The organism is Citrobacter sp. Cb004, assembly GCF_030337065.1.
Taxonomy (GTDB): Bacteria; Pseudomonadota; Gammaproteobacteria; order Enterobacterales; family Enterobacteriaceae; genus Citrobacter; species Citrobacter braakii.
On the sequence record NZ_JAOWCH010000059.1, the window covers coordinates 173,071 to 194,754 of the forward strand.

At 44.8% G+C, this 21,684-nt stretch carries 16 protein-coding genes and 1 pseudogene; 8 read left to right on the plus strand and 9 right to left on the minus strand.

What is annotated here, in order from left to right; translation table 11 throughout:
* Nucleotides 1-107 precede the first annotated feature (107 nt).
* Together OGV65_RS13190 and OGV65_RS13195 are read left to right on the plus strand one after the other, a co-directional pair.
* A pseudogene (locus OGV65_RS13190) lies at nucleotides 108-336 on the plus strand (hypothetical protein); the annotation flags it as partial.
* 7 nt (nucleotides 337-343) lie between these two features.
* Nucleotides 344-805, plus strand: coding sequence for an anti-virulence regulator CigR family protein (locus tag OGV65_RS13195; protein WP_235117027.1), 462 nt, complete (start codon nucleotides 344-346; stop codon nucleotides 803-805).
* A 45-nt stretch (nucleotides 806-850) separates the two neighbouring features.
* On the opposite strand, the gene OGV65_RS13200 is transcribed toward OGV65_RS13195, so the two are convergent.
* From OGV65_RS13200 to OGV65_RS13225, 6 genes are all read right to left on the minus strand, one after another.
* The gene (locus OGV65_RS13200) at nucleotides 851-1,369 is read right to left on the minus strand and encodes a fimbrial protein (protein ID WP_155574567.1); all 519 of its coding nucleotides are present in this window, start codon (nucleotides 1,367-1,369) and stop codon (nucleotides 851-853) included.
* Complete coding sequence (locus OGV65_RS13205; protein WP_200046802.1) at nucleotides 1,362-1,880, minus strand: fimbrial protein; 519 nt, start codon at nucleotides 1,878-1,880, stop codon at nucleotides 1,362-1,364. The genes OGV65_RS13200 and OGV65_RS13205 overlap by 8 nt, the downstream gene beginning before the upstream one ends.
* A gap of 12 nt (nucleotides 1,881-1,892) precedes the next feature.
* Nucleotides 1,893-2,897 carry a fimbrial protein gene (locus OGV65_RS13210; RefSeq protein WP_200046801.1) on the minus strand — a complete coding sequence of 335 codons (1,005 nt, stop codon included), beginning with the start codon at nucleotides 2,895-2,897 and terminating at the stop codon, nucleotides 1,893-1,895.
* A gap of 19 nt (nucleotides 2,898-2,916) precedes the next feature.
* Entirely contained in the window at nucleotides 2,917-3,618 is a 702-nt protein-coding gene (locus tag OGV65_RS13215) for a fimbrial chaperone (protein WP_200046800.1), read from the minus strand.
* Nucleotides 3,611-5,968 (minus strand): PefC/AfrB family outer membrane usher protein, encoded by a 2,358-nt coding sequence (gene pefC, locus OGV65_RS13220; RefSeq protein WP_286455035.1) that lies wholly within the window; start codon nucleotides 5,966-5,968, stop codon nucleotides 3,611-3,613. The genes OGV65_RS13215 and pefC overlap by 8 nt, the downstream gene beginning before the upstream one ends.
* Before the next feature lie 68 nt (nucleotides 5,969-6,036).
* On the minus strand, nucleotides 6,037-6,570 hold the full coding sequence (locus OGV65_RS13225) for a fimbrial protein (RefSeq protein ID WP_200046798.1): 534 nt from the start codon (nucleotides 6,568-6,570) through the stop codon (nucleotides 6,037-6,039).
* 343 nt (nucleotides 6,571-6,913) lie between these two features.
* Between OGV65_RS13225 and OGV65_RS13230 the strand changes: the two genes are divergently transcribed.
* Nucleotides 6,914-10,750, plus strand: coding sequence for a S6 family peptidase (locus OGV65_RS13230; protein WP_286455038.1), 3,837 nt, complete (start codon nucleotides 6,914-6,916; stop codon nucleotides 10,748-10,750).
* A 922-nt stretch (nucleotides 10,751-11,672) separates the two neighbouring features.
* Entirely contained in the window at nucleotides 11,673-12,497 is an 825-nt protein-coding gene (locus OGV65_RS13235; RefSeq protein WP_286455039.1) for an AraC family transcriptional regulator, read from the plus strand.
* A gap of 186 nt (nucleotides 12,498-12,683) precedes the next feature.
* Here the strand turns inward: OGV65_RS13235 and misL are convergent, their stop codons facing one another.
* Together misL and OGV65_RS13245 are read right to left on the minus strand one after the other, a co-directional pair.
* Nucleotides 12,684-15,524: an intestinal colonization autotransporter adhesin MisL gene (gene misL, locus OGV65_RS13240; protein ID WP_286455042.1), complete on the minus strand. Its 2,841-nt coding sequence runs from the start codon at nucleotides 15,522-15,524 to the stop codon at nucleotides 12,684-12,686.
* 75 nt (nucleotides 15,525-15,599) lie between these two features.
* On the minus strand, nucleotides 15,600-16,217 hold the full coding sequence (locus OGV65_RS13245; protein WP_046276006.1) for a helix-turn-helix transcriptional regulator: 618 nt from the start codon (nucleotides 16,215-16,217) through the stop codon (nucleotides 15,600-15,602).
* A gap of 577 nt (nucleotides 16,218-16,794) precedes the next feature.
* Between OGV65_RS13245 and OGV65_RS13250 the strand changes: the two genes are divergently transcribed.
* The 3 genes from OGV65_RS13250 (at nucleotide 16,795) to OGV65_RS13260 (ending at nucleotide 19,869) form a co-directional block, all read left to right on the plus strand.
* A complete protein-coding gene (locus OGV65_RS13250; protein WP_286455043.1) occupies nucleotides 16,795-17,568 on the plus strand; it encodes a winged helix-turn-helix domain-containing protein in 774 nt (257 codons plus the stop codon).
* Nucleotides 17,565-18,029, plus strand: coding sequence for a hypothetical protein (locus OGV65_RS13255; RefSeq protein ID WP_016155024.1), 465 nt, complete (start codon nucleotides 17,565-17,567; stop codon nucleotides 18,027-18,029). Before OGV65_RS13250 ends, OGV65_RS13255 begins: the two co-directional genes overlap by 4 nt.
* Before the next feature lie 343 nt (nucleotides 18,030-18,372).
* Entirely contained in the window at nucleotides 18,373-19,869 is a 1,497-nt protein-coding gene (locus OGV65_RS13260) for a C69 family dipeptidase (RefSeq protein ID WP_279265419.1), read from the plus strand.
* Nucleotides 19,870-19,931: 62 nt separating this feature from the next.
* Here OGV65_RS13260 and OGV65_RS13265 read toward each other — a convergent pair whose 3' ends face one another.
* The gene (locus tag OGV65_RS13265; RefSeq protein ID WP_279265418.1) at nucleotides 19,932-20,594 is read right to left on the minus strand and encodes a LuxR C-terminal-related transcriptional regulator; all 663 of its coding nucleotides are present in this window, start codon (nucleotides 20,592-20,594) and stop codon (nucleotides 19,932-19,934) included.
* A 481-nt stretch (nucleotides 20,595-21,075) separates the two neighbouring features.
* Here OGV65_RS13265 and OGV65_RS13270 point away from each other — a divergent pair, with 481 nt between their 5' ends.
* A complete protein-coding gene (locus OGV65_RS13270; RefSeq protein ID WP_279265417.1) occupies nucleotides 21,076-21,657 on the plus strand; it encodes a fimbrial protein in 582 nt (193 codons plus the stop codon).
* Nucleotides 21,658-21,684: the final 27 nt, after the last annotated feature.

Here is a 21,684-nt window from a genome sequence, read left to right on the forward strand (position 1 = left end):
TGAATCAATACGAACTCCTGTGATCTTCCGCCAAAATGCCTCTCCTGAGCTCCCTCGAAGTCAACAAAACCCCTGTAATACCTGATAAAAAAAGAGAAATAACCCTAGTATCTGCGTCGGTAGAGGATGTACGTAACGGTGATAATAGTCTGATTTGCAAAGGCGCAGTGGAAGAGATGCTGATGGTGACAAGGTGGTCGCGCTGAATGAAACCGTCGTGAGTTACTGCTGGCGAAAACGAAAGATTACAACGCGCAAGGATTCCGGGTGTTGCTGGTGGCGACCCGCAAACTGGATGATTCAGCGCTGCACCTGCCACTCAGCACGGGTGATGAACAGGGGCATAGGTACACGGCATGGTTTAAAAGTTGTACTGGCAACCCTCATTTCTCTTTCGCTCTTTGCCACCACGGCACTGGCGAATCCAGGCAATGGGAACGGCAATGGTAATAGTGGCAACCATGGCAATAATAGTGATAATCACGGAAATAAAGGGAATGCGCAGAAAGGCAATGCGGGTCAGAAAAATAACGCATCATCCGATCACCGTAAAAAATATGGCAAACCGGATCATGTCGATTCTGATATCAGTTTTTCGGCTGCCCGACATTTGGCGGTGAATTATGGCCTGACGGGGTGTGGCTCCTTACCACCAGGCATTGCGAAAAAAACGGTTCCGGCATCGATGTTGGGGCAACGGCCTTATTATCCTGGCTATGAATGGAAAATAGTAAGGAATGATTTCGTTCTTATTGCACTGAGTACCTCAGTAGTGACCGCAATTATCAATGGCGTGTTTGATTAATTGATTAACAAGCTGGGGAATTTCCCCAGCTTTTATTATGCTATCTCAATAATAAGTAAACGTCACCGGTAAACTGGCTGTGTAATTACCTGCCGGTATGTTCCCTGTATGTGGAGACACTCTGGCCAATAAGGAGCCATCAAATTGCTTTTGGCTCACAAGAAACGGTGCTTTACTCAGCTCGACCGGCTTCCCGAATTCTACGGCTCCTCCACCTTTCTTCCATGACAAGGTAATATCAACCTTATTATTTGACGTGCTGAGTTTCGAATTACTGCCCCCTGCCAGGGTAACTTCAAATTTGGTGATATCACTGGCACAGTCAATCACAATGGGAACTTCAACGTTACTATCACCTAATAAGGCCCCTGAAGTTGTGATCAGCGGAAGTTGCACGGTTTCAGGCAGGCCAAGCCCTTTATTGATTTGGCACTGAGGATTAGTGACCTGCATTGCAATGGGGAGACTTACGCTTGCCTTTTGTGCGGCCTGGTTATTAAACGCCGTTAATGTGCTTAACAGTCCCGCCAGCAATGGGAAAAAAAGACATCTCCTGTCAATCATAGGTCACCTCGACAGTCAGACTAGTGGAAATATTCCCTGCCTGGAGCGTTTCACCCGGAATTTGTTTAGGCAACAGCTGAAACTGACCAAGCGTTTCATTTTTGTTACTTGATGCAGTTGGGAGCGCAAAAGGCTTATTTAATTCTAGCGACTTAAAATCTGTGCCGGCTGGATCTTTCCATGACAACGCAAGCCCAACGCCGGATAACCCCGTATTCATCAGGTTAGTGCTGCTCTTGGAAACGCCAGCAGCAGGCGAGAATTTTAGTGAGATCCCGGTTGCGGGCCAACTGCAAGCAATATTCAAATCAACTGTCTGTGGTGTAGTTGCGTTGTTTTCAAGTTGGCTAAAGCTGATTTGTTGAAAGTTCAGGTTTGCCGGAGAGAGTGACAATGCGCACGTGTTTAAGGCTAACTCGGCGTTTATCGTCACTCTCCTCTGCACTGATTTCGACGCAGATGCGTTGTGAAATGGAAAAATTATCAAAAAAAAGATTAACCATTTGTGCATAATTAATCCAGCCTATCGGTATATTAGCGAAACATTCAGGTAGGTAGAAACCTTACCGGCGGGAAATGGGGTTGAAGGCTTGACGTAGATTCTAAATGTCGCAGTAGCATCAAGATCTTTTTTGGACGGCTCATATATTTTATAATTCGCATTAAGGGGGACGGTATGAAAATCTCCATACACCCTGGTCATTTGGAAGTTCAGCTTCCGTCCATCACTATCACTGGCACTAAACATACCATTTGCCGCATCAACTACATTCTCCGGGTCGAATCGAACATATAATCCATTTATCAGTGCTTTATTTTTACACGAATAATAGACTTTTAACTCTTTATATAAAGAGTTACTATTGACATTACTTGGTGTTAATTTACCAAAATCTAAATTTTCTGTAGAAAGTGACATTGCGCAGGTCGCAGTATCTTTAAAAATAAAAGGAATCGATCCCCCTAGCTTAGAACTTACATTAACCGCCGTGCTGTATACTAGTGTATTTCCTTGCGAAAGCGGCTGGATATTAACCGTATATTGCCCGGTTTGCTTATTTTGTATCCAATATTGATCATTTACGACAATACTGGCTTTCCCCAAGACAGTGCCTGAGGGCCAGTTGTATCTATTATTATCCCCCCATGGCTTAGATTGAACATTGTTGGAGATAATATTATTGCCTTCACAGCGCATCCCCTCCAGTTTCCATTCAATACCTGGATAGGGTGTCGTTATGGTGGTAGAGTTTTTACAAGTTCCACTGGTTAGATTCATGCGCATTTCACTCACCGATCGTCCAGCACCATCAGTATAATCCGGATCACAAGTCATTTTACCTTGTAGGATTACTCGCATTATTAACAATGGATCATCATTTGCTGATGTATAACCATACCTCCAGTAACTTTTATCACTGGGATCTGTATCAAAAAGTATGGAACCTCCACTACAGTTAGCTGCTTTGGAAGGTAAGGAAGATAGTGATAATAAAGCGATAAAAAGAGTAAATATGAATTTACACATAATAAAAACCTTACACGAATCAGGATTTGTTTAATTTATACTCTTTGTCAACGCCATAATCATCAAATGCTACAATACTGAGGCTGTTACTGGAAATTAACTTACCCAGCGAAATTTTTTCACCTGGAGCAAAAACAGACAGTTTATCTTTAATATCATCGCTAACTTTAATGGGCGTTCCGTTTTGTTTAACACTGATGATTGCAAAATAATAAGGGGTGTCGTTCCAGAGAACGGTATTGTCCTCACTGCTTATCATTTTAATATTCTGTTCGGCGTTTTCCCTTTTCTCTTTCAGGGCATCAGGCCGATAAAACATTTTGACCTGAGTATGTAGCGCAATGGATAATGCATTCACGCCGTCTTTTGGTGCTTTGGGTATCTCTTGGATGTTGATCCAGAAAAGCGATTCTTTATCTTTTGGTAGCGCATCATTAATTTTCAGGATACGCAGGATCTGTTTGTGCTGATCGGCCACTTTAAAGAACGTGGGGCTGGGTACAAAATAGACGTTCTTGTCGTTTTGGTCCTGGTTTTCAATCCATATCTGTCCGCCATATTCCTGAGTAGACTGGTTATCAACCTGTACAGAGATATTCTCTCTTTTTTCATCAAACACATAACGTGTGCTGTTAAGGACAAACGCCGCATGACTTGATGCTGTAAATAACAACAGTGATGCAGAAATGAAAAACTTTCTCAGTTTATTGTTCTTAGCCACACTTAATCTCCTGTACTTTACCCATATCTTTCTGCAGCGATCGTGAATCGAATTTGCAATCACCAACAGAAATGATCCCTTCATCTTTATCTTCAAGATTCATTAACAGAATCCCGCCGTTGTTGACGTAACCAATTTCCTGATTTTCTGCATTTTTAGCGATGCTTCCCATTGGAATAACAAAACCATTACTGCTGATGACTTTTACGATATACGTGTTAATTTTTCTGTATTTCACTTTCTTATAGATAATCGCGTTTTCCGTCGGCGTCACATTGATTGCGTTTTCTGTTAACTCAACGCTCTGTGGCAAGTTATCCGCATTGACGGTGATGGTATTATTGTTATACGCGGTTAACGGTATGACAGCGCGCCCTTTTTTATCGCCAGGCATGGAACCATTAAATCTGACGCCTGGAACATCTTCCATTTGTACAACGGCAATTTCATCATTTTTCACTGGCGTAAAAAGAATACCTGCATCTGGCAGTCCGATAACACTTCCGCCAACCTGGAAGGAAGAGCTGGACGAGCTCCCCGTTTGCGAATAGCTGGCCGAGGTTTGAACCTCATCAAACAGATAAGAAGCTGAAATCGCGCTTCCCGTGGTGTTGCGTGACTGACTGATGGATGCGTTATAACTCAGGCGAGAATTAATGCTTCCCGAAACACCGGTATTGAAATTCGTACCATTACGGCGATCGTAATTTATGCCAGAGAAGCTATAGTGCGATTTATCAAACACGCTAAAGGGCACGCTCAGTGAAATACCGGTGTTATAATCGTTATCCATCCCCTGCAGTCGGGAATACCCGGCATTCAGAGAGACAGAAATATTATTAAAGCTCTTACTGAGATTCAGGTTTGCACCTACCTCACTGGAACTGTCCCAATAGTCTTCCTTCCAGGCCGACATGTTGAAGAACACATTCATTTCCGGAAGCTGATAGGTGATAATCGATTCGTATCGCTGTTTAGGCCTGTTGTTTAACAGGCCTAAACAGCGATAGTTAAAATCCGTGTAATCAATATAGTTTTCTGAGTTAAAACGATAACCAATCAACTGTAAATTTGCGTTTTCCCCTAAGGTGCGGGCATATTTCACCGATGCGCTAAAGCCGTTCATGGCTTTACCATTATGGTATTTTGCCTGTGACAGATTGCCACTCATTGCCACCGCGCCAAACCAGCCGAAAGAGCGGATAAGACCCAGACCAATGTTGTTATAGTTTTTATCGACCAGTGCAGAGGTATTGAGCGTAAAGGGCTCAAAACCGTAATCATAAGTGATTTGCGCGAATAAGCTGTCATCATCACGCTTGTTACTGTATTGGTCAACTTTACTCCCCACCGCGATATTGTAATTATAATTTCCGGGTTTTAATAAATTTGGCAGCACGGCGACGGGGAATCGCTGTTCTTTTACCGAACCATCCTCTTCATAAATTTTTAAGATAATGTCGCCAGAATATACGCCGGTCAGATCGTTAATCACAAAAGGACCCGGTGGAACCACGAACGACTTTAATGTGTATCCGCCTTGTTCGACAGTGACACGGGCATGTGTTCTGGCAATACCATTAATGACCGGAGCATAAGACTGCGAGTCCCAGGGATACATATCCTGATTAGACTTTAACTGCGCGCCATAAAAGGTAAAACCATCGTTCAGGGTATTGTAGGACTGGGTTTTACCGATAAGAATATCTGATTTAATCGATTTTATCGCATGTGTTAACAGCAGGTTATTGCTCTCAAACTTTTCTCCCTGATATGCATATCCCCTACCCAACAGGACCCATTCGCCGATATTGATCTGGCCTTCGATGTTACCGTATGTTGTCCGATCCTGGTCAGTAGATTTTGACGTATTAAGATCATAGGCGAGTTTGAAACCGGTACTGCCATAATCCCAGGTGCCGCCTTCCTTTTTTGAATCTATAAAGCCAGCCTGAGGCATATCGATTGATAACTCCTGCAAGGAAGGATCAAATTTTACCCGACTGTTCTTTTCTTTATCGATAAGATAGCAGTTGCGTGCGGGATTAAGATACTGTTTATAGAATTCTTTATTAATATGAATATTTTGTTCCTGTAACCATTTATCAGAAAGGCAAATATGCTCAGCATCATCATTGCTGATAGCTAATTCTACAGAGGCCGCTGTCTTGGAGCCATTAAATAGTAAATCGACAACATAGTTTCCGGGTATGTTTTGCCCGGTATTCTTCAACACCTCAGGTACATCTTTACTGCCACCACGGATAAAACTGTAGTTAAAATCGTCGGCAAGAATTTCATTCGACCATAAATGAAAAATGATAGCGACACATAATACTTTTATCTTCATTTTAAAACCTTGCCGACATGTATCTTATTTAAGAAGGGAGCGGTAACTCCCTTTTAATCAAAAGATAATTATTTATAGGTTACGACATAGCTTGCAGATGCATTGAATGGGCCTGCAGTCAGAGCTGCGGTCGGTTTTGCAAGTACTGCACTATAATCAAAAGATTTAACACCTCCCGCAGCAGTATAATCAAAAGAGGTTTGCCCTTGTTTGATATAAGAATTAGTACCTGTCTGGGTGGCGTTGGTTGCTGCAACCAACAAATAAGCGTTAGTTCCCCCAGTAGCGGCGTTACTAATACCTGCCGCAGCCAGCGTGGAGGATGTCCAGGCTACATTAGCAGAAGTTTTAGCAAGGCAAGTCGCATCTTGAGGTACCAACTTAAATTGGACAGGAGTACCATTTTTGGTTGATGTATTTGAAAGAACACCTAAATTAACATTTGAAATATCCCCACCAGCATTATCTTTCAAAGAAAGATCGCAAGTAGCAGTCGAAACACTACCCGTAAAGTTTACAGTACCGGTGTTTGGCGCAGCCATAGCACTAGACGCTACACCCAGAACTGCCACAATTGCCGAACCTAAAATCAGCTTTTTCATTTTATACTCCATTAATAGGCTTAATTCATAATTCAGCTCATAACAATCTTAATGAGCGAGACGGAATATATTGATCTAAAAACTCGCTGGCAAACCCCAAAATAGCAATCGTTACTTTTTTATCGGTTTTTTTATTTGCGATTCGGTTAATTGTATTGTTTCAATTTTTATAACTAACTCTTTTATTTTCAATAGAGCTGATAAAAATAGAAAAAGGTGGCAGTAAATTCCTCATTACAATGCTCTTTCAGGATAAAAAAATAAAAAGACGCTTTTTTTTATTGACTGGATCTGATTTTCATTTAAATGTCATTTATTTAAGCGGATAGTGACTGGGGGAAACGTGAATAAGATATACGCGATAAAAAAGAACAGTAAAGGTGAGGCGGTTGTCGTTTCAGAAGTCAGTGAAGGTATAAGGAAGAACATCATTCCACGGATATCAATAAGCGTACTGCTAGTGAGTATGTTGGGGATATTATCTTCTGCTGCATCAAATGCTTCTGTTGTCAGCAGTGGGGTTAATTATCAAACATATCGCGATTTCGCTGAAAATAAAGGCTCGTTTAAACCAGATGCAGAAAACATCCCGCTATATGATAAAAATGGAAATGTCGTCACCACGTTAAATAAAGCGCCCATGATAGATTTCAGTTCTAATGACAGGACTGGGGTTGCTACATTAGTTGCGCCACAATATATCGTCAGCGTTAAGCACAATGTGGGCTATAAAAAGGTGAAGTTTGGTTACAACGACGACACTACCTACACCCTGGTTGACAGAAATAACCACAAGCGAGACTTCCATACCCCCCGACTAAACAAAATTGTGACAGAGGTTAGCGCTCTGGATATGACTGACGCGGGAACGGCCAAAGGCACATATCAGAATCAGGAACGGTTCCCCGTTTTCTATCGGGTCGGTACGGGAACGCAATATGTAAAAGATGAGAGTGGTAAACTGACTAAGCTGTCAGGGGCATACTTGTATAAAACCGGGGGGATCGTAAATCATCCGTTTATTTCGGACTGGAGTTTTGTCACTAATACAACAAATACGCCACTTTCCACCTATGGCACACCTGGCGACAGTGGTTCCCCACTTTTTGCCTGGGATGCTAAGCAAAATAAATGGGTTGTCACTGCCGTGCTCAATTCTTACGCGGGTGTGAATGGAAAAACTAACTGGTATACGATCATCCCTGTCGGAGATGTGGCTGATACCATGAAACAGGACGCTGATGCTCCCATTAAATCACAACAAAATGAGGGAGATATTCGCTGGTCATATGATGATAACACAGGCGTTGGCACATTAACCCAGGGTGCAGCCTCATGGTCAATGCATGGCAATTTCGGCCCTACTGCGCCAACCTCATTAAACAGCGGTAAAGATCTCACCTTCCAGGGCGGTGGCACCGTTGTATTAGAACATGCCGTTAACCAGGGTGCAGGAACGCTGACTTTTGATGACGATTATACGGTCAAACCGCTCGACTCTCAGACCTGGAAAGGTGGTGGGATCATTATCAACGGCGATCATAGCGTTGACTGGCAAGTAAATGGTGTTCAGGGCGATAACCTGCACAAACTTGGTGTCGGGACATTAAAAGTTAACGGCACGGGAATCAACCCCGGAGGGCTGAATGTTGGCGAAGGAACTGTCGTCCTGGCACAACGGCCGGATAGCGATGGTAATGTTCAGGCCTTTAATAATGTCAGTATTGTAAGCGGTCGCCCAACCGTTGTGTTAAGCGATGACAAACAGGTCAATCCCGACAATATCAAATGGGGCTATCGCGGCGGTAAGCTCGATATCAACGGTAACAGCCTCACCTTCCATCAGCTGAACGGCGCCGACGATGGGGCGATTCTGACCAACAGCGGGAGTCAGGCCTCCGTCAACCTGGATTTCAACAAGCCAGATGCCACGACGGCGGTTGCCAACATCTGGCACGGCCATTTTACCGGTAATGTTGATGTTAAAAATACCGTGACGCCCGGAACGCAGAACGACTTTGTCATGGATGGTGGGATGAACACGGAGGGAAACTTCACCCAGCATAATGGCCGCCTGTTTATTCAGGGGCATCCGGTTGTACATGCCGTCAGTACTCAGGCTGTCGCGGATAAGCTGAAGGCGCTTGGCGACAATTCTGTCCTCACTCAGCCGGTTTCCTTTACCCAAAGTGACTGGGAGACCCGCCAGTTCAGCCTGAAACAGCTTAATCTTTACAATACTGATTTCAGTCTGGCGAGGAATGCTAGCCTCAATACAACGCTTTTTGCAGACCATTCTGCCGTGACGCTGGGTAGTGAAGATCTCTATATCGACCTCAATGACGGTAACGGTGTGAAAACCACGTCGTCATTCGGGCAGTCTAAAGCGACAAACGACGCCGATCGGAGCCGTTTCACCGGCCGCGTACAGCTGAATAACAGTTCTACTCTTAACATTAATGAGCATTTTACCGGCGGGATTGACAGCGCAGACAGCTCGGTGACGGTGGCGTCCACCGATGCCGTTCTCAACCAGAAAAGCAGCTTCAGCCACTCATCGCTGTCGCTGGCGGATGGCGCGAAGCTGACGGCAACCTTGGGTCTGATTTCTGACAGTGAAGTGGCTGCCGGTGCGGGATCGACACTTTCGCTGTTGTCCGGACAGTACTCGGCTGAGCGCTGGCGCTTTAACGGCCAAGGCACCACGCTGAATGTCGGCACGGGTAGCGTAATAACGGGAAATATTCAGGCGAATGATACTGCCAACCTGAATTTTGGTACAGCAGAGGAAGCCAGTGAGAATCTGTTCACGGCTTATGGTGGCAACCTGAATGCGCCCCTCGCCGGTGCGACGATGACGAATACTCTCTGGCAGGCAGACGGACAGTCCATGGTGAAATCCCTCAACCTGGACGGTTCGCAAGTGCGCTTCAGCAAAGCCGGCTCACCAGGCTCTCTGACAGTAGACACCCTGACTGCAAGCAACAGCCAATTCGTCATGAACACTGATGGAAAAACGGCAGATACGGTAACGGTTAACCAGTCGCTGTCCGGTAAAAACAATGCGCTAGTTGTTGTCCCGTCTGTGGCTTCAGTGAGCCAGGGAATGTCATCCGTAGCGTTAGTCACAGCGCCGAAAACGACGGCTGCCGATGTGTTCACGCTCAAACCAGTGACACAGCGCGCGGGTATTCATACCTTCACGCCGCAATTGGGCATCGTGGAGAGCGAAAACAGTAAACAATGGCGGCTGGAAGGATTTGACGTGCAGCAGGACAACGCGGCGCTGCAGGCCAGCAAATCAATTATGAATGCGGGATTTAAAAACTTCCTGACAGAGATGAACAACCTGAACTACCGCATGGGCGATCTGCGCAACACCCACGGTGAAACCGGGGCGTGGGCGCGAATCTTCAGCGGTACGGGTTCCGCTGAGGCGGGCAATTCCAACAGCTGGACACATCTGCAGATTGGAGCCGACAGAAAGCACGCGTTTGACGGCGGTGATCTGTTTACCGGTGTGACGGCAACGTTCACTCACAATAGCAGCCATGGTGATGGCTGGTCCGGTCAGACAAAATCAACCGGTATCGGTTTCTATGCTTCCGCGATGTTTGACTCCGGGCTGTATGTGGATGCAATCGGTAAATATGTCCGCCACGATAACCACTATTCGGCAAGCGAAATCGAAATGCCGGAGCAGGATTACCGCTCACATTCCTGGTATCTGGGCGCAGAAACCGGCTGGCGCTTCTCGTTACCTGACGAAACCTTTATTCAGCCGCAGACGGAATTGGTTTATGGCTCGGTGTCAGGAAACCGGTTTGACTGGCAGTCTGCAGGCTCAGACATCCGTATGCAGCGTAAGCAGGATAATCCATTGATAGGTCGTACCGGCGTTGATATCGGTAAAACCTTCACAGGTAAAGACTGGAAGTTGACCGCGCTGACGGGCGTTCATTATCAGTATGACCTGTTTAATCCTGCGAAGACGGTCATTCGTGATTTTGCCGGGAAAACGTCCATCAGAAATGGTAAAGATAGCCGGGTAAACTTTAATTTCGGTGTCAATGCTGAAATAAAAGAAAACACCAGGATTAGTCTTAATGTTGAGCGTTCGGCGTTTGGTCATTACGATATTGATAAGGCAATTAACGCCAATATTCGTTATTCATTTTGATTTTAAATTTTGAGCAAGTAAAAGCCTGAATCGATAGTTCAGGCTTTTTTATGGATTAATTGCAAGTGATAATTAAATCCATTTACACTATAAGTTGTGGTACATAATTTTATCGCATTGGATTATTTTTTAGGGTGGTTTTTGTACTTTTCATACCTTATAGTCACTTTTAGTTAAGGTGTCTAATACATTTGATAGCGAATAGTTCTTATGTCCACTGCTTTTTTATTGGCAAGTAAAAATGCTTTTTTCAATTACGGATTATCATTGCTCGCCAATGACAATTCAGATTTTAAATGTTACGAGTACAGGAATTTTTATTCTGCTCATGAAATACTGAATAAATATAAAAAAGTCTATTTGGTTTGTGACAGGGATGATTACTTATCTTACTGCTTTTTGATGGAAAAATTCCCGGTAACCTGCCTCTGCTTTAAGCAGGTATCATACCAGAATGAGAAGCTGCGTGTGTTCTCAAGCCGAACACCTTCGCCTGCTTCAGTGTTCAATGGCTTGACGGATGATGAACGAAAAATAGTCTATCTGTATTTTTTTAAGAGGAAGAGAATCGGAGAAATCGCGACGCTAACGCAGCTAAAAGAGAGCAGTATTTATTATAAAATACAATCTATTAAACGCAAACTGGGGGCAGAATCCAGCCGAAAGCTTCCGATATTGCTTAAGAATTTTTTTCTTGCACCGAATGTGTGATTGCCATATTTTCGCACTATTTCTCATTGAAAATATTAAAATTGTTAATTATCTCACCAAAGCCACTGGGTAACTCTTTGTATTTTAAAGAAATACATAGTTAAAAAACAAATAATTAGAATTATACATTTTTCCTATTATTAAAAAATTCCGAGTTTACATGGCTGATAACCCATGAAATTATATGCATACAAAGCATGGGGGTGACTGTATGAATAGCCAAAGTGCTTTAAGTAACCTTATTTTTCCGGCTAAGGAAAATTTTGCACACAACAATCTGTTGGTGCTGAAAAAAATCCGTTTTTATAACTGTGCGATTATCTATCTGCGGGATGCGCAACTGCTTATAAAAACAAAAGATGGGCAGTCCTTTAATGTTCCCCCTGAATCACTTTGTTACGTCGAAAAAAACACCGTGATTGATATTGCATTAAAAGTGTTAGGCAAAGGTGTTCCCTATGAGCTCTATCAAGTTGACAGTGATGTATTGAGTTGTATCTGTAAAGTGATGGAACCGCTTCTGTTGGATCCGCAAAGCGTTAACCAGATGCGGCGTAAAATATTTACTTGTCCTGTTGATGAAACAGATACAAAAATTTTCAAACGATTAACTGGAAGCGATGTCCCACAACACCGACAAGTTTATAAAATAACTTATCTTCTTTCTAAAATGAGGGATATAGAATCGTTAGTTTATTCCTTGTCAGTATCAACGGATACCACCTTTACTGAGCGGCTGAAGTCAATCATTGAAGCTGATCTCTCTAAATCTTGGAAGCTGGCAGATCTGGCGAGCATTTTACATATGTCGGAGGTGTCGATTCGTAAAAAGCTGGAGAAAGAGAGTAATAATTTTAATACACTAGTGCTGGATATTCGCATGCATCAGGCGGCAAAACTCATCACCACTACCGAGAAGCATATTAATAGAATCGCGAATGAAGTGGGCTACACCAATACATCTTATTTTATTCGTAATTTTAAAGAGTTCTTTGGCATTACACCGAAGCAGTTTGCTTTGAAAGTAAAAAAATAGTCCTGATGATTTATACATACAATTTTCCTTAAATTATTCTTCTATATCTTTAAGGAACTCCACAGAAAAAAACGGCTTTGGCGCAACAGGTGGGGGGATTGCTGAAATCTTTATCCGGCCTCCCCCCCACAAAAAATAAAGCCGCTGACCCATTAATCAGCGGCTTTTCCATTACCTGCAACTACGTCAGAAGTTATATTTCACGCCCAGCATACCGCGGGTATCGCTGTAGCCTTTATCGCCGACCTGTTGGGCCACGTTGCTCCACACGTTGAGGCGCGGAGTGATTTGACCTTCAACGCCGACTTTCAGCTCGCCAATGTTCTTGGTGCCACGCATGTCGTTGCTCACATCGTCCATCTTCACGCGAGTCGTCTGCGTGTTGTGGATCCAGTTGGCTTCAACAAACGGCTGGAACTCACGAGATTTACCGTCGTCGATGGCGTTGTGACCGTTGATAAAGGCTTTTACCCCCAGACGGGTCATCATGTTGCCATCGGTGTTGTCCTTCACGCGGGTACCGTTCGCTTCACGGTGGCTGTCGGCCTGCACGTCCATCCACACCACCTGAGCTTTCGGTTGCAGCCAATAGCTGTTGCGCTCGTTTTCACCCAGTTTGAAGCTGTAACCGGCTTCAACAGAAGCGGTGATCCCGCTGGATTTATATTTCTCCGTCGCCTGCTCCTGACCCATCACCTTGTTATCAAACCAGTTGTACAGCATCCAGGTGTCTACGTAAGTGCCGGTCTTGTCAGCGTCATTGGCATACCAGGTGCCGTACAGTCCCACGCTGTAACCGGTGACCTGACCACGTGAATGGTAGCCGGTCAGACTGGACTGCGTGCGGTTCTGGCTGTTGGCATAACCAGCCATCGCACCGAGGTGCCAGCGGTCGAGGCCATCGCTGCTCCACTGCGCCAGGTCACCGCCTAACTGCAAGACATAGCTGTTGCTTTGGGTTTTCAACTGCCCGCTACCGTCTTTGAAGCGGGTATGTGCCCCGACGTTACGCATCCACAGACTGGTGACTTTTTTCTCGCCCGTCAGCATATCGACGTACTGCGTTTCCCCCAGACGATCGTGGAGTCGGGTCATGAACAGCGTGTTAGCAGCGTAGTTGTTCGCCAGATAACTGCCTGCTTCCGGGCGGTACTGCTGCTCAGTGACAGGGGGCGCAACAGGTTCTTCCGGCTCAGGGATAATCGGGTCGACAGGATCGACCGGGTCCGGGTCAACAGGACCTGGGTCAATAGGGTCAACCGGGTCCGGGTCAACGGGATCTGGGTCAATAGGGTCAACCGGGTCCGGATCGACGGGGTCCGGCTCTTCCGGATCCGGCGGAGCAGGAATAAAGCTGGTCAGATACCAGTTGCTGCCCTTTTGCACCACGTTATAGTCGTACGCACCGGCAACAATACGGCCCGCTTTCTCAAAAGTACCGTCAGAATTACCGGCCACTTCGATGATCTCAATACCTTCAACGGTTTGCGCCCCAGTTCCGCCGATATTGTTCACCGCCACAAACGCGTTACCCGCGGTGTTGCCGAGCACTTTCAGCTTGTCGGTTTCGGAGGCATCGTCATTCAGGACGGTATTGAAAACGAGTTTTCCGCCGTTGCCGGTAAAATCTTCATTGATAGTAAGCGTCTGCCACGGTTCGCCGTCAGCATGCCCAAAGTTCACCACTGACCCGCCGTTCAGCGTCAGGTCAGTGAGCGTTGAGCTGTTGGTCATGTTCCAGGTCGCATCGCTCATTTGCAGCGAGATAACCCCCGTCCCGGCAGTGGCGCTGGTGACGTATGACGCCCCACTCCACAACGAGTTGTCGGTCATATTGAGGTTGATGGTACTGTTTTGCTGCGGCTGGGTGTTGTTTGCGGCAGTAGCACCGGCTGCGTGAAGATCGCCGTCGATAAGGAAACGCCCGCCAGCAGAACCGTCGACGATACCGCCCGTTTCTGTACTGATGGCATAACTTTCATTGCTGTGATTGCCCGCCATGGTAATGGCGGCGCCACCTGCCAGGTTTATCGTACCGCGTGAAATCGCATACAGGCCGCGTGGCGCTTTGCTGTATGACGCCGCTTTCGCCGAATTGTTGACGTTGATCGTTGCGTTTTCGCCGAGATTCACGGTTGCATTAGTGGAATAAACCGCATGTGCGCTGGCTCCGCTCACCGAAATAGTGGCGTTATTGCCCAGTTCCGTTTTGGAAGATGAGGCGGCATAAATCCCCGTCGAGGAAGCACCCGACGTCTCGATGGTGGCGTCATTGCCAAGGCGGATTGAGGACCCGCTCTGCCCGGTGCGGAGACCTTCTGAGCTGCTACCGGTCGTCACAATGTGGGCACGGTCGCCGACGATAATCGTATTTTTAGCCAGCGTTTCGTCTCTCATCGCGTTTGCCGTGATGCCACGCCCCTGGTTACCGGTGGTTTGAATATACAGATCGTCGCCGACGTAAATGTTGGCCGAGCCTTTCCAACCCTGCCCACCATTATAGGCGTTGTAACCGGCGTTAATACCATCACCATCCTGGCCGTCCACATAAATACTGGTGCGATCCCCGGTGATAATAAAGACTGGATTATCCGGCGTATTAGCCCCGTGCGTGCGGATACCGTCAACATCTTTACCATTATTAGCGGCATTCTTTGACTGTGTGCGAATCGTCAGGTCGTCACCGAAAATAACGCCCGGGCTACCCGTTGCGCTGTTCTGAATAACGGTAACAGAGTGTTCAAAAGCTTCAGCCCCGGGCCCATTGAGCGTTAACCCATGACCAAAAACGGGAATGGTACCGGCACTCCACTGATAAACATAATTCGGCGTAGCGCTGGTTTTTTCGAAACTGGCATTCGCCTGTGCAGGAAATAAAGCCTGCAACTCCGGCGAAAGACTGCTCACCAATCCACTGGCAGGAAGACTATCAATATCAATCCAGGCCGCGTGGGTTGAAAATACCATTGACGTTAACGCGGTTGATACCGCTATCGCAATGCGTGAGTAATGCTTAGGTTTTTTCATAATAGCCTCCTGCTTTCGGGCGTAGGGCGTCCACCACATCGCAAAGATGTGAAAATAGTAAAAATCAAAAATGCGTTATAAAATATTCGACAGTATTTGATGAATGCTATGGCCTAATTTATCTTCAAGCCTGAGCTTGTAGACATATATTTTCTTAATATCTATATTATCTATTTTTGTAATTTGCTGAATACTTTTCCCTGACACAAATCGCTTCAGTAATATCATTTCTGTATAGTTGAGTGAGCGTCCGCGTTTACTGTTCGCAAGGTGGCCGGTAAATAATCGGCGAATTTTCTGATGCTGAACTTCATCATCATCATCGGAATATATAATCCCTTGTATTTTATTGCTTTTCGACAGCCAGTAGTTGGCTAACGGCGCGAGATTCCTGTCCGCTATCAACACAATATACATACCGCTGTAGGCCAGCCGGTCAACCCATTGCGGATCGGCGAACAGGCGCAGGTTTGGGAAGGAAAAGTCCACAAAAATAAACCCACGCGACAAATGATTTTGATTATTAAGGAGAAGTTTTTCAATAATTCCTTTTTGCAGAAAACTATTTCCCTCTGGCCAGATCGCAAAAGTGGCTCGGTGACAGTAGCTGGCGCGTACCACAGTATCCGGAAATAATTGACAGGATAATTCACAGCTTATGCAACGAACACTCTGTGATGGTGATCTCTTCATCAAAAATGACTCCTGTTATTTTTCCATAAATATTTCATTGGTAAATAAATGTGTCAATCCGACACGTGTGACATTCCTTGTCAGTTAATAACAGTGACACCTAAAAAATGTAATAAACTCCTGATATGTTATTATGTATAGGCTATAAGCAATGCGATTGCGCTAAGCTTTTTTCTGCTTTATCTCAGAATAACAGTCTGGGTATTAGGAATTTTATGCATAAATCCAAATCCCAGAATAAAAATTAAAAAAGCACTATTTGCTAAAAATTAACCAATGAAAGGGGCTCTTATTAATTACACAATCCTGATAACTCAATCCCCCTTGAAGTGCTGTTGATAAATATAATGAGAATTCAGATAAAACTGTAATGAATTCTCATTATTTAACATTAGTTAATACTCACCTAAGAATTTACACACGTAACACATTGTATTTAAAGTGTTTTTAATCCTTAAGTGAAATTCTTATCTTCGATCACGTACAAAGAGTGAGGCATATTCACGATTTGGATGTAAAATTTAAGGTATGTGTAGGCACACGCGGTGATACGTTATAGTTACTGAGGGCTGGGCAATTGTACCTTATCAATCAGTTGGTCGAATTTAATCCTGACAGCAAAAGTCTGGTCAATCGTCAGACCGGGCGCGCAATACAACTTCAGCTCCCAGCTTCGCTTTGCTTTCTCTATTTAATTACTCACGCAAGTGACATTGTTTCGCAGAACACATTGATAAAAGTGGGTTGGGGTGAGAGAAATAATGTGACCACAACCAACACATTTTACCAGGCTATTCTGACGCTACGTAATGCGCTGGCGGATGTGGGTCTGCCACGTGATACGGTGAAAACTATTTCACGACGCGGACTCAGATTAAATGGAAATACGCAGGTAGAGGCGATAACGCATCCTCAGAGTGAAGTTTTCCAGCAACCGCTAATAGAGGAATACGCGCCCCCAAAGATAATTCCTCCCGCGGCACAACAAACGACGCGGGTCCCCTGGTGGAATATTATATTTAGCGCTGGCATCGTTATTGCCACTTTGATTATCTGGCTGGTGTGGTATCAGACACGTCCTGTTATGCCGTTTAGTAAATTCATTTCTGTTTCTATGCAGGTCCCATCTCGGCAAAACTGTAAAATTTATTACTCACTGAATGATCACGATCAGGAAAATTATTTCAATCTGATGCAACTGCACCCTTCTCTCTGTGAAAACAACAAGCATGTTTTCCTTTCCGGCTACCGTAAAGCGGAGAGGATCGTGGCATTTGTTTGTGATAAAGATGCACGGGTAGATGCGCACGCGTTTTGTACTACCCATTATTACTGGATGCGCGGGCAATGAAAAAAATACACCACCTTATTTTAATCGTAATCGGCGTGGCGACATTGCTCGGCTCAGGCGGATGGCTATGGCATTCACGCTATGCCGAAAAGCAGCTAAATTGCGTTGGAAATGTCGAATGGAATATTGGCAGCAACCGCTTTGCAGGTACGGTTTCATTTCGGATGTACAAAGATGCAGGGCTAGCGACCATTACCGGAAAACTGTACGGACGTAATACCTCAGACATTAGCAGGAACATCTATTTCAGTTATACCCGGCAGCACGAAGCCCGAGTGCTACAGGCAATGCAGGTGGTCAAAACCTTCGCTGACAGCGCCGATGAAGCTGATATTAACAACACATTACCCGGATTTTACCGTCAAAGCGGACGAAACCTGAGCCTGGTCATGGAGGAGTATAAGGGCGCATGGATTTTTGCCAGCTCAAATGTCCCCTCGCTGTATTGCCGCAAAAGGTAACGTCATATCCGGATACAAAAAGCACGCCCCCTTCAATAGAATTCATATTTGCCATCATCGACTTACGCGACATGGGTCACTGAATCCACTCATATCCCATTGCTATTCTTCATCCCGAATCAGGAAACATCCTGAATACCACGATATCCATTGCGCAATAATTAAGCGAAATGGGCGTTTTATTTTGCCCAGAAGACTTCAACCTACGGATGGATATTTGGAGAAGACGTGGACAGGGGCGTTTATCTCTCTCGCGAGCAATGTCTGAGCGTTCAGGCGTTATCGCATTTCAGGAAACGGTGTGTTTCCGGTGTATTTTTGGCGTACATATGAGGGATACGTAATGTTTACTTTTAAAAAGTGCCTGATTGCACTTTCTATAAATTTGGCCGTTGTTTCATCAGGTTTTGCTTGTACGACCCTATTGGTCGGTAATGAAGCATCAGCGGACGGCTCCATGCTGGTAGCCCGTAGCGCTGACAGCGATGCCCTGAAAGCGCAGCATTTTGTCATTCATCCGGCCAAGCAGAATCAGACCGGGATATACAGCACCAAAGCACATAATGGCGCGAATGACTTTACCTGGCCGCTACCCAAAAACTCTCTGCGTTATACCACCGTTCCAAACTGGAAAACCCAACTGCACGGCGCGACCGGATTTAACGAATTGGGCGTTGGCGTGAGCGGTACAGAATCTATTTTTGCCTCAGCAAAAGCGCTGGCTGCCGACCCCTATGTCGAGGATAAAGGGATCACCGAAGATGATATCCCGGATATTCTGTTGTCCCAGAGCAAAACCGCGCGTGAAGCCGTGGCGCTACTGGGTCATATCGTTGAGACCGTCGGCGCTGGGGAAGGTTTTGGCGTGGCCGTCGTCGACGATAACGAAATCTGGTACCTGGAAACCGGCAGCGGTCACCAGTGGATGGCGCAGCGCCTGCCGAATAACCAGTATTTTGCCACCGGTAATCAGGGCCGCTTACAGGATTACGACCCTAAAAACCCGGACATGATGGCGTCAAAAAACCTGATTCAATTTGCGACCGAAAAAGGTCTGTACGAACCGGCAAAAGATGGCAAATTCAACTTCTCCAAAGCCTATACCCGTGATGATGAGCGTGACCGCACTTATAACGATCCTCGCGTATGGACCATCCAGAAAGAGTTCAATCCTTCCGTAAATCAGGATATGGCCAAAGGGCGCGAATTCCCGGTGTTCATGACGCCAGAGAAGAAGATGACGCTGGATGATGTGAAGGCCGTGCTGCGTAACCATTACGAAGGCACCAGCCATGACCCGTACACCAACGGTCTGAACGGCAAAGAGCCATGGCGTCCGGTTAGCGTCTTCCGCACCTATGAAGCGCACGTGATGCAGGTCCGTCCGTGGTTGCCAAAAGAGATTGGTGAAACGACCTACATTGGTCTGGGTATGGCCGACCTCACCGCGTTTGTTCCGTACTACAGCGGCCTGAAAGCGTATCCGGTAAACTATACGATGGGTACCGATAAAGCGGACGATCAGTCCATTTACTGGAAATACCGTAAGTTACAGACGCTGACGATGACCGATTATCCGAAGCTCGCGCCAATCGTCAAAAAAGCCTACAAAGCATGGGAAGATAAAGTGGCGAAGGAGCAAAAAGAGGTCGAAGCAAAATATCTGAAGATGGCAAAAACCGATAAACCTGCCGCAGATAAGATGCTGAATGACTTCAACTTGCGCATCATGGCCGATGCCGAGAAGCTGACGGAAGATCTGACTAATCAGCTGTTTACCATCCGCACTAAAGACATTCAGTCTGATATCTTCTTCGCAAACGCTGCGAAAAAAGACTGAGTAACGACACGATGACATGCTGGCGCAAAGTAAGCTTCAAAACTTTGCGCCAGTAGTACGGCTTACATTTCCTTCCGCGGCAGTTGATCGACAGCCAAGCTTCTTAGATGCAAATTGGCCCAGCAGGCTGCCTGTGTTCGGTTATTCACAGATATCTTTTTAAATATATTATAAATATGCGTTCTCACTGTATTTTCACTAATAAAAAATGCGTTAGCAATTTCTACATTAGACGCACCTTTCGACAACTCAGTCAAAATTTCATATTCTCTTTCGGTTAAAACTCCGTAGTTATCATCTGATGGCGTGAGGTTTACATACTCTGGCAGCGGTAACAGTGAGCGTGGTGGACGGGAGGTTTTTAGCCCCTCTTTAAGGAGTTCTAACAAATATTCTGTAGAGCAATTATTTGGTACGATCGACTCAAAATTTGGCCATAGCATACTCTCATAGAGTGGGAGCGACCGCAGGCAGTTAATAATATAAACGCGCAAACTATATGCGCTGTCATTGAGTAATTTTGACCAGACATTTTTTAATTTACGGCTTGATGCCTGTATATCATAGAGGATGATACTTCCCTCAACGATAAATGACATGTCTGGTCTGCTAATGTTAACAAAATCAACCAAGATATCGTTTTGCTTATTGAGATAATCCAGCAAGAGTTGCGTCTGTATTGATTGGTTACTAATGAGTATTATCTTACTGTCCATGTTAAGCATATCTAGCCTTCATTCAAATGATGATTGACAATATTCCTTATCGTTATTGCATGCCAAGCCAATAACAAGTCACTACTTAAGATTAAAGATAATCTGATTGAATTATAAGAATTTAGCTAATTGTGCAATTCGATCATTCGCTTTTTCCGAGCGCAGGATTCGATTTTTCTTTATAGCATTTAAAGAAGTATCACAATACAAACATAACATATTGTATTCCAAGTGTTTTTATTTCACCTTTGAGTTGAGGACTATCTCAATCACAATCTGCTTATAGATAATAATAATTCATTAATACTCATAGTTAATGATCATTATTAATATTATAGGATGAGTGAAATACGTCCAATCTACGATGTACAACAATAATTTATCTAACATAATTGATAGCGGGCGACAGCCTTACAGGGCGCAAGAAAAAAGGAGCCCAGACAATGTTACTGATAATAGGGACGATCTATCTCTAAATGAGGAGTACATTATGAGTAAACTATCCATTATAAGTTTAATTAGCTGTGCCATCGCAATTCCTTCCGCTATGGCAGATTTTGGACATGGCCCCAACAGGGATCAAAAAGGCGTTGTTAATTTTTCCGGTCATGTTTATTCCAATTCGTGCATAATTGAAGCCGGTGATAAAGATAAACAGGTAAAATTAAACCCAGTTCTCAATACATTAGTTAGCAAATTACATGCAACGCAACTCCAGCAATTCAGTATTAAAGTGAAGGGTTGTTATATTAATGAAAAAATAGTTCCCAAATTAGCCTGGAATGTTAATTCCACTCTAACTCACGATGGATATCTCAAAAATACGACAAGGGGTGGAGCCCAAAACGTAGCGCTAGTCCTTAAGGATAATCGTGAAAAAAATATTAACCTGAGGAATAAGAATGACCGATTTGAACCTGAGAAAGATTATCTCCTACATGGCAATGATAGCCCGACTTTAACTTATAAATTCAGCGTGGGTTACATTATACCACGTGAAAATAGTGGTTCATCATATGTTCAACCGGGACCGGTAAGCGCTCAGGCAAACTATAGCATTACTTATCTCTAAATACACAATGCTATAGCTGCCTTGCGC